Here is a 3,355-nt window from a genome sequence, read left to right as displayed (position 1 = left end):
CTATGCCGGCGCCGGGCGCGACCGCAGCGGCGACGCCGCCACCCTGGTCAATATCGCCCAGCGCCTGGGCGGGGCCGTCGGCGCGGTAGCGGTGGTGGCCCTGCTGGAATGCGGCGATGCGCGGGACTGCGGTGCCCAGGCCTACCGCTGGGGATTCGTCCTGCTGGTCGCGACCGCGATCGCGGCCATGCTCGCGGCGCTGCCGCTGTCGCGGGACGCGCCTCGGGACTGAGGCTCAGTGCGCGCCGACGGCGGCGGGCGCGGCCTCGGCGTCCCAGCGCCGCAGTGCCGCCTCGACCACGTCGATGCCGCGCACGACCCCGTCGGCATCGAGCGCGGCCAGGGTATCGCCGTCGCTGTGGATCACCTTCATCACCTTCGGGGTCCGCTTCGGCTTGCGTCCCTGGTACATCATCAGGATGCCGTCGATCTCCTCATTGCCGACCATCGAGTAGGACACCGCCGGCCACTCGGCCGCGAGGAAGGCCCGGTGGTCGGTCGGCGGGTATTGCTCGCCTGGCACGAATGCCAGTCGTGCCGCGTCGGCGGCGGCGCGGGTGGCGGTGGTGATCCGCGCAGACGGGTCGGGGGCCATCATCCACAAGGTATCCCCCCAGCCGAATACGTCGAAGTTCACGTACAGCGCGGGGCGTTCGTTGTCCTGTTCGATGTAGGCGCGCGAGCCGAGCAGACCGCGCTCCTCAAGGTCCCAGAACGCGACCGCGACGCGATGATGGGCGAGCGGGCGCTCGCGGAAACGCTCGGCCAGCGCGAGCACGACTGCGCTTCCGGACGCATTGTCGGTGACGCCTTCGCCGACATCGACCTTGTCGTAGTGCGCGCCCAGCAACAGCAACGGCGCATCGTCGGCGCCGCTGACCGCGGCCAGCAGGTTGCGGCCGCGTTGCTCGTCGATCTCGAACGCCTGCGCCCGCGACGGGATCCGCAAGCCGTCGAGCAGGGCGACGATCGCCTCGCCGCGCCCGGCATTGTCGCCACCGGCGGTGATTGCGACGACGTCGTCGCGCCAGTCGCCCGCGGCCGGCGACACCGGCCGCGTGGGCGGGGACGGCTGCGACCGTGGCAACCCCGCGCATGCGGACAGGGCCAGGGCCAGGCTGGCGACGATGATGGAAGTATGGCGAAGGCGCATCCGCAGTCCGTATGTGTTGTCTCTACCGGAGTTTGCCGCAGCGCCGTGGCCGCGCTCATGGGCCGCAGGTCACGGAAGGCGCACGACCCCGGCGGTGAAGCCTGGTCACGGCTTGCGACAGCGGCAGCCTGCACGTAGCCTCTCGGTCGCCAACCGGGGCAGGTGCCACAAAGGGCAGGGATGACAATCCGGGTATTCCTCGTCGATGACCATGCGCTGGTGCGGACCGGCCTGCGCATGCTGCTGTCCGCCGAACTCGACATCGAGGTCGTCGGCGAGGCCGCCAACGGCGAACAGGCGTTGCCGGAGATCCGCCGCCTGCAACCCGACGTGGTGCTGTGCGATCTGCACATGCCCGGTGTCGGCGGCCTGCGGCTGACCGAGCAGATCGTCGCCATGGACCATCCCCGGGTGATCATCGTGTCGGTGCTGGAGGACGGTCCGATGCCGCGGCGGCTGCTGGAGACCGGCGCTTGCGGCTACGTCGGCAAGGGCGGCGACGCCGCCGAACTGCTGCGGGCGATACGCGAGGTCTCGCGCGGCAAGCGCTACCTGGCCGGCAATGTCGCCCAGCACCTGGCGCTGGAAACGATGGGCGACAAGGCGTCGCCATTCGACGGCCTGAGTCGGCGCGAGCTGGAAGTGGCGATGCTGCTGATCCAGGGCATGCGCCAAGACGCGATCGCGAAGCGTCTGAACCTGAGCCCGAAGACGATCTACACCCACAAGGCCAACATGTTCGTGAAGCTCGGGGTGGAAGACACCGTCGGTCTCGCGCGCCTGGCCCGTCAGTACGGCCTGGCCGACCCCACGCTGGCGCTGTGAGCGGACGCCGCGGCGCTGAAAGCATCGCGCCTCCGGCACCGCTGCCCCCCCTGTAACGCAACGGGCTGCCGACACCAGGTGTGGGCAGCCCGTGCGGGCGCATCCGTCCGTGGATGCATGTGTGCCGGTCGCGCGACCGGCGCGATCAGGCGTGGCGCTTGCCTGCTGCGTTGGCCAGGTCGTCGTCGCCGGCATCCTCGCCGCTGGCATCGTTGGAGGCCGGCTCGGGGGCCTGCTCGGAGGCCTGCTCGGAGGCCTGCTGCTCGGAGGCAGATTCCGCGGACTTGGCGTCAGGTGCCGGGGCTTCGGCGGCAGGCGCCACGGCCTCGTCCTCCGCGACCGCTTGGTCGTCGGCAGCGGTGCTGTCGGCCGGTGCCGCATCGGCGCTGGCGTCGGCGCCGTCGAGGTCGAACAGGCTGACCTGGCGGGTCGCGGCCTCGGCCACCGGAGCCGGGGCGGCTTCCATCGTCCCGGCATCCGCCGCCGCGGCCGCTTCGGCGACGTCGCCCGTCTCGGCCGGGGCCGGGGCTACGGGCTCGGAGGCGTCCGCTGCGACTTCGCTGGAGACTTCATCGTGCCCGGCTTCAGGCGCGGACGCTTCGGCGTTCGCCACGACGGTGCCGTCGCTGCCGGTCGCGGCATCGCTCGGGTTCGCTTCGCTGCCGACATCGGCGGCGACCTCCGGTTCGGCGGCGTCGGCCGACGGCGTAGCGTCGTTGCCCCCATCGGTCAGGGACGTGTCGGCGACAACAGGCTTGGCGACAGCAGGCTTGGCGACGACAGGCTCGGAGACGGCTGCCTTGGCGACGACCGGTTCCGCCTTTGCGGCCAGCTCGGCCGTGGTCGGCTCGGGCTGTTGCGCCGGCGCCGCATCGGCGACGGCGGTCGCAGGCGCCGGGGTCTCCGCCTGAGGCGCCGCCGGCAGCTCGATGTCGTCGAAGTCGAACTCGGGCTGGGCGCGGCTGACCGCCTTGACACCGGCATCCTCGCCGGCCTCGTCCGACGCATCGTCAGCGACGCTGACAGCGACCGCCGCTGCGGTCACCGCCGCCGCCGATTCGCGCGGCGGCGCATCGCCGGTCGCAGCCTTCGGACGGGCGTTGTTGTCACCGGCGTTCGCCGCCTCGGCTGCCTCGTTGGTGCTGACTGCGTCGCTCGCAGCCTTGTCGGCGACGGCATCGGCGACATCGCCCTCGCCAGCGCCGGAGGCTGCGTTCTCGCTGCCGCCCTCGGTTGCGCCGCCGCTGCGACGGCGACGACGGCCACCGCGGCGGCCACGGCGACGACGGCTGCCGCCTTCGCCGGTCTCGTCCGGGTTGGAACCGGCATCGGCCGCGGTCGTCGGTGCGGTCGCGGCCTGCGGCTGGTCGGCGGACG

Annotated in this window: 3 protein-coding genes and 1 pseudogene; 2 read left to right on the top strand and 2 right to left on the bottom strand. The window is 72.2% G+C overall.

Going from position 1 to position 3,355, the window contains the following annotated elements; genetic code table 11:
* Positions 1-232 (top strand): hypothetical protein (locus tag FKV24_RS06470; RefSeq protein WP_211371805.1); only part of this gene is annotated, 232 nt, incomplete at its 5' end.
* Between the two features lie 3 nt (positions 233-235).
* On the opposite strand, the gene FKV24_RS06465 is transcribed toward FKV24_RS06470, so the two are convergent.
* Positions 236-1,153: a M28 family metallopeptidase gene (locus FKV24_RS06465; RefSeq protein ID WP_141481802.1), complete on the bottom strand. Its 918-nt coding sequence runs from the start codon at positions 1,151-1,153 to the stop codon at positions 236-238.
* 180 nt (positions 1,154-1,333) lie between these two features.
* Between FKV24_RS06465 and FKV24_RS06460 the strand changes: the two genes are divergently transcribed.
* A complete protein-coding gene (locus tag FKV24_RS06460; protein WP_111266466.1) occupies positions 1,334-1,978 on the top strand; it encodes a response regulator in 645 nt (214 codons plus the stop codon).
* A 145-nt stretch (positions 1,979-2,123) separates the two neighbouring features.
* Here the strand turns inward: FKV24_RS06460 and FKV24_RS19215 are convergent.
* Positions 2,124-3,355, bottom strand: a pseudogene (locus FKV24_RS19215) (hypothetical protein); the annotation flags it as partial.

Origin of the sequence: Marilutibacter maris (genome assembly GCF_006546735.2) — a bacterium.
Lineage (GTDB): Bacteria > Pseudomonadota > Gammaproteobacteria > Xanthomonadales > Xanthomonadaceae > Marilutibacter > Marilutibacter maris.
The sequence above is the reverse complement of the archived record's forward strand: the minus strand, read 5'-3'. Positions and strand labels throughout refer to the sequence as shown.

What these genes read in the sequence shown, in the direction of transcription:
- FKV24_RS06465 (WP_141481802.1), bottom strand. Translation starts at nt 1,153, where the DNA reads ATGCGCCTTCGCCATACTTCCATCATCGTCGCCAGCCTGGCCCTGGCC.
- FKV24_RS06460 (WP_111266466.1), top strand. Translation starts at nt 1,334, where the DNA reads ATGACAATCCGGGTATTCCTCGTCGATGACCATGCGCTGGTGCGGACC.